The organism is Sphingorhabdus sp., assembly GCF_044354325.1.
Classification (GTDB): Bacteria; Pseudomonadota; Alphaproteobacteria; order Sphingomonadales; family Sphingomonadaceae; genus Sphingorhabdus_B.
In genome coordinates, this window is the sequence record NZ_JBILAF010000121.1 from 1 (window position 1) to 5,980 (window position 5,980).

The 5,980-nt window shown below is 56.1% G+C and carries 3 protein-coding genes; all 3 read right to left on the bottom strand.

Going from position 1 to position 5,980, the window contains the following annotated elements; genetic code table 11:
• A partial coding sequence (locus ACIQ0G_RS09715; protein ID WP_397577736.1) for an MATE family efflux transporter occupies nt 1-1,122 on the bottom strand: 1,122 nt, incomplete at its 3' end.
• Nucleotides 1,119-3,785 carry a valine--tRNA ligase gene (locus tag ACIQ0G_RS09720; protein ID WP_397577737.1) on the bottom strand — a complete coding sequence of 889 codons (2,667 nt, stop codon included), beginning with the start codon at nt 3,783-3,785 and terminating at the stop codon, nt 1,119-1,121. The genes ACIQ0G_RS09715 and ACIQ0G_RS09720, both read right to left, overlap by 4 nt.
• A gap of 124 nt (nt 3,786-3,909) precedes the next feature.
• Nucleotides 3,910-5,958, bottom strand: a complete 2,049-nt coding sequence (locus tag ACIQ0G_RS09725) for an alpha/beta fold hydrolase (RefSeq protein WP_397577738.1) — start codon at nt 5,956-5,958, stop codon at nt 3,910-3,912.
• Nucleotides 5,959-5,980 lie beyond the last annotated feature (22 nt).

Consider the following 5,980-nt stretch of genomic DNA (forward strand, 5'->3'; position numbering starts at 1 on the left):
GCCAATGATATGGTTGATGTGGATGGCGATATCGATCGCTGGACTGCCGATGGGCAGGAACAACTGAAGCAACGGTGTTGCAAACAAGGTCATCAGCAAAATCAGCACGCCCGACATCAGCAGGTTGATGCCGATCCCTGACCAGACGATGCGACCGACGCGGTCCCATTTGTTCGCGCCGATATTTTGCGCAACCATGGCGCTGACCGCGCCACCCACAGCCACGGCGGGCATTTGTACATAGCTCCACAGCTGGTTCATCACGCCGAATGCAGCCGTGGTGTCCACGCCTTCGCGATTCACCAGCCCGATCATAACGACGGCAGAGCCCGACATGATAATCATCGACAAGCCCATGGGCAGACCCATACGCGCTATCGGCTTCAGAAAGCGGGCGTCAGGGCGCAGCCATTGAAGCTCGGCCCCGCGCAGGCGAATGGTCAGGTCAAGCGCATAGACCTTGCGCATCAGCAGGCCGAGGCTGATGATTCCGGCAACGATTGTCGCCAAAGCAGATCCGGCGATGCCCATTGCGGGGATTGGACCAAAGCCAAGAATGAAGACCGGGTTGAGGATGATGTCGAGCACGACATTCAATACCGTATTCCAAAATGGCGTGACGGAATCACCGACGCCGCGCAGCGATGATGATATCAGCACCATGACAAATGACGTGGGCATCGTTAGGAAAATCACGCGCAGATAGGCAAGCGCGAGCGGATAGACCGTCTCAGGCGTCGACATGAGCCGCAGCATGTGCGGCGCAAAAATCCAGCCTGCCGCTGCGAACAATAAGCCCGCGGCGAAAAAGACGGTGATTGCGGTTCCCATGATCCGGCGCACAGATTCAATATCGCGGCGGCCCATATTCTGGCCGATCAATATGGTTGTCGCCATGGTGAAACCGAACAAGGTGGAGAACATCAAGAACATGATGAGCCCAGCGTTCGCCGCCGCCGCCAGCGCCTCTTCGCCCAGAAACTTTCCGATCCAAACCGAATTGACCGAATTGTTAATCGACTGGAGAATATTCACGCCAAGCGACGGCAGCGCGAACAGGAACAATGTTTTTGCAACCGGACCAACCGTCAGGTCACGTTGATGCGCGGGTGCGCCGCTCACCCCAATCGAGCCAATGCCGCCGTCAGCCGTTCGGCCTCGGCAGCCTTTTCCGCATGATCGGTGCGTGCCTTTTCCACGGCTTCAGGCTTTGCCTTTTCAACAAAGGATGCGTTGGACAGACGCCCTGCAAGCGAATCACGTTCCTTGGCAGCGGCTTCGATCGCTTTGGTGATGCGGCTGCGTTCGGCATCGAGATCGATGATGCCGTCGAGGGCATAGACGACCGTATCGCCACCAACCACGATCTGCGCGACATTGTTGGTCTCTACAGGCGTAAAAGCAAAGCTGTCGATACGGCCCAGACGCGAAAGCGCTGCGGCTTGGCGTTCGATGATTGCGATCGTCGATGGCTGTGGGTCGGCGATATTCGCCGTCAGCCGCGTGCCGGGCGGAATGTTCAGCTCGGCCTTGAACGAACGCGTCTTGCTGATTGTGTCAATCACCCAGTCGATTTCACGAACGGCGTCTGCGTCAACCGTTGCGTTCGGCTCGGGCCATTTTGCATGGATGATGTCATAGGGGCGATCACCCAAGGCGTGCCACAATTCTTCGGTGATGAACGGCATGAATGGATGCAGCATGACCAAAATTTGGTCGAGCACCCAGCCAGCGACGATCATGGATTCGGCATCCATCTCGCCCTTTTCACCATCGACAAAAGCCGGCTTGATGAGTTCGAGATACCAATCGCAGAACTGGTCAAAGACCATGTGATAAATCACATCGGCCATGCCGTCGAAACGGAATTCGGCGAAGGCCTTGTTCAGCTTTTCAACGGTGCCAACGACCTCGCCGATAATCCAGCGGTTCACCGCGAGCTCGGCTTTGGGGGCGTGGATGCTGTGCGATCCGCTGATGCCGTTGGACTGGGCAAAGCGTGCCGCGTTCCAAAGCTTGGTCGCAAAGTTGCGATAACCGGCAACGCGGCTTTCATCCATTTTGATGTCGCGGCCCTGGCTTTCCATGGCGGCCATGAAGAAGCGCAAAGCATCGGCACCATATTGGTCAATCAGGCCAAGCGGATCGACGGTATTGCCCTTGGACTTCGACATTTTGCTGCCGTCTGCGGCGCGGACGAGGCCGTGTAGATACAGCGTCTTCCAAGGCACTTCTTTCATGAAGTGAATGCCCTGCATCGCCATGCGCGCGTCCCAGAAGAACAATATGTCAAAACCGGAAACGAGCACGTCATTGGGATAATGGCGGTCGAGCTCTGTGGTCTGATCGGGCCAACCCAATGTGCCAAATGGCCAGAGCGCCGATGAGAACCATGTGTCGAGCACGTCCGGATCGCGCGTCAATTCAACGTCTGTTCCGGCAAGCGCTTGCGCCGCTTCTTCGGTCTCTGCGACATAGCATTTGCCATCCGCATCAAACCAAGCGGGGATCTGGTGGCCCCACCATAATTGGCGCGACACGCACCATGGCTGAATATTTTCCATCCAGTTGAAATATGTTTTTTCCCAAGATTTGGGGACAATATCGATTGCGCCCGAACGCACCGCTTCGATTGCGGGCTTGGCCAATGTTTCTGCGTCGACATACCATTGGTCGGTCAGCCACGGCTCAATCACTTGGCCCGAACGGTCGCCAAAGGGTGTTTGGATGACGCGGTCTTCAACCTTTTCGAGGAAGCCCAAAGCGTCCATCGCTTCGACCACCATCTTGCGCGCATTGGTTGGTTCGCCTTCGATGCCGAAGCGATATTGGCCGAGATATTCTGGCGGAATGAGACCATCCGACGTTTGCACAACGCGGCCTTCGCCATCGAGCATGTTGAACATCTCGCTGGCTTTGAATCCGGCGCGCTTGCCAACTTCAAAGTCATTGAAATCATGCCCCGGCGTTACCTTGACTGCGCCTGAGCCCAATTCTGGATCGGCATGTTCGTCGGCGACAATCGGGATCAAGCGGCCGGTGATCGGCAGGCGGACATTTTTGCCGACCAGATGCGCATAACGTTCATCCGAAGGATTTACCGCCACCGCCATATCGGCGAGCATCGTTTCGGGCCGTGTGGTTGCGACGGAGATAAATCCGCTGCCATCTTCGAGCGGATATTTGAAGTGCCAGAACTTGCCATTGATTTCGCGGGTTTCCACCTCAAGGTCGGAGATCGCGGTTTTAAGGCCGGGGTCCCAATTGACGAGGCGCTTGTCGCGGTACAGTAGGCCTTGATTATACAATTCAACGAACACTTTGATGACGGCTTTTGAAAAGCCCTCATCCATTGTGAAGCGTTCATTTTCCCAATCCATTGAGCAACCAAGCCGGCGCAGCTGGCCGGTAATTTCGCCGCCGCTTTCCTCTTTCCATTCCCACACCTTGGCAATGAATTCGTCGCGCGTGAAATCGGTGCGCTTTTGCTGGCGCGCGTTTAATTGCCGTTCGACCACCATTTGCGTGGCGATGCCCGCATGGTCGGTTCCGACCACCCACAATGCATCCTTGCCCTGCAAACGCGCATGGCGGATGAGGATATCCTGCAACGTATTGTCGAGCGCGTGGCCAATATGCAGCGAACCCGTCACATTTGGGGGTGGGTTCACGATTGTATAGGGCTCTGCATCTGGCCGTTCGGGACGGAACGCGCCAGTAGATTCCCAATGGGCGTACCATTTTGCTTCAATTGCGGCGGGGTCGAAAGTCTTGTCGATAGTCATAGGTTCGTGCCTTAACGAGCCTTACCGGAAAGGGAAACCCTCACCACACGACATGTGCTTGAACAGCCCATAAAAAGCGCAGCAGCAGTAACGCCGCACCCGCCGCTGATTGCTGTTGCGCCCGTTACTTCGCGCCCTTCAAATGCTTGGCCAGCCATGCGAACACAGTCTGGTGCCACTGGATCGAATTTTTTGGTTTCAGCACCCAATGGTTTTCATCGGGGAATATCAACAGCTTCGATTCCACACCCTGCTGCTGCAATGCGGTGAAGGCGGCCAGGCTTTGCGAATAGGGAATGCGATAATCCTTCTCGCCATGAATGACCAAAGTCGGTGTTTTCCATTTGGCGACATGGTTCACAGGGTTCCATTTTTCGCCATCGGTCCGCGTTGTCCATGGCCCGCCATTATCCCATTGGTCGAACCATAATTCTTCGGTTTCATAGGCCATCGCGCGGAGGTCGAAAATGCCCGCATGGTTGACGAGGCATTTGAAACGGTCGGGCCAGTTGCCCGAAATCCAGTTCATCATGTAACCGCCGTAAGATCCGCCAAGTGCGCAGGCGTTTGCAGTATCAAGCTGCGTGTCGATTTTGCCAACGGCGTCCATGCCCTTTTGCAAATCTTCAAGCGGCCATCCGCCCCAGTTTTTGTTGATGCTGTCAGTGAATTTCTGACCATAGCCCGTCGACCCGTGAAAATCGATGGTTACAACGGCATAGCCTTGCGACGCCATGACCGCCGGGTTCCAACGGTAGGACCAGCTGTTGTTAAACGAACCCTGCGGTCCGCCATGAACCAACAACAATACCGGCAGCTTACCCGTCGCATTTTGCGGCTTTACGATTTGGCCAAATACCTGTTCGCCATTGGCGCCGGCAAAATTGAATTTCTGGTAATTGACGGGATCGAGCGTTGCCAAAGCGTCCGCATTTACGTTTGTGAGCCGCGTGGTTTTGCCCTTGGCATCCATATGCACAAGGTCCGATGGCCCCGTGATGCTGTTAATGGCGTAGACGACACCGCCATTTTTCAGCGGAACGGCTTCGGCGATGCTGCCGCGGTCGGTCAATCGCGTGACTTTGCCTTTCAGGTCGACGCGATACAGCGGCGTTTCCAGCACATCTTGCGCCGTCACCAGCAAGCTTCGGCTGTCCAACGCCCATGCAAGCGACGTCACGGAACGGTCCCACTTTTCTGTCAGCGCGGTTACCTTGCCGCTCTTCACATCCATAAGATTTACGACCAGCCTATCGGCTTCGTAGGTCGCGCGCGGCATCGACGTCCATGCCATCCATTTGCCATCGGGCGACATGGCGGGTGTCGTATCCATTCCGGCATTGTCAGCCGTCAGGTTGACCGGCGCCTTCGACTGGAGCGACGCGCCGTAAATGTCGAGATTGGTCGATTTGGCTTCATTTTTGTCGGCCAACCGCAGTGTGTAGACAAGGCCGCTGCTGTCGGCGTTCCAGCTGATCTCTTCGCCGCCGCCAAAGGGCTTGGATGGGGCGTCACCGACAAGGGTGCCGTCCATTGCGGCGCCTGATGTGCCAAGCTTGCCATCTGCGCCGAGCATGACGGTGAACACGCGGCTGTAATTGCCCGGCGTTTCCCATTGGTCCCAATGGCGCACCATAAGCTGGTCATATTCACGACCGGTGCCGGGGCCGGGTTTTGATGTGTCGCCGTCTGTTTCGCAGCCAAATTCCATGCAATCGCGGGCAATATCGCCCCAGACAGCAAATTTCTGTCCATCAGGGGAGATTTTGAACCCGCTGACATCGGCCTTGAAATTGCTCACCTGCGTGGTTGTCGCTGTCGCAATGTCGTAGCGCCAAATCTGGTCCGATCCGCTTTCGTTGCTGATGTAAAAAATGCTTTTGCCGTCGGGGGCAAAGGCGGGGTCATGCTCATTCTTGTCAGGTTTTGATGCGAACATCATTGGCTGCGGTTTGGCACCGATTTTGAGCATATAGAGGTCGGTCTTGCCCTTGTTCGCGGCCAAATCGGTCTCGCGCAATTGATAGGCGATCATTGTCCCGTCGGGCGATGCCGTTGCACCCGAAAGGCGCTTCATTGTCACAAGGTCGGTCTCCGTCATCGGGCGCGCAAACGCAGCGGAGGAAAGGGCGAAAGTGCCGATGATTGCGGCAAGCAGGATGGTTTTTCTCATGGCCACACGCTAGTCAGCGCAA

Excerpts from the sequence above, each read along its gene's own strand:
- ACIQ0G_RS09720 (WP_397577737.1), bottom strand. The coding sequence starts at position 3,785 with ATGACTATCGACAAGACTTTCGACCCCGCCGCAATTGAAGCAAAATGG.
- ACIQ0G_RS09725 (WP_397577738.1), bottom strand. The coding sequence starts at position 5,958 with ATGAGAAAAACCATCCTGCTTGCCGCAATCATCGGCACTTTCGCCCTT.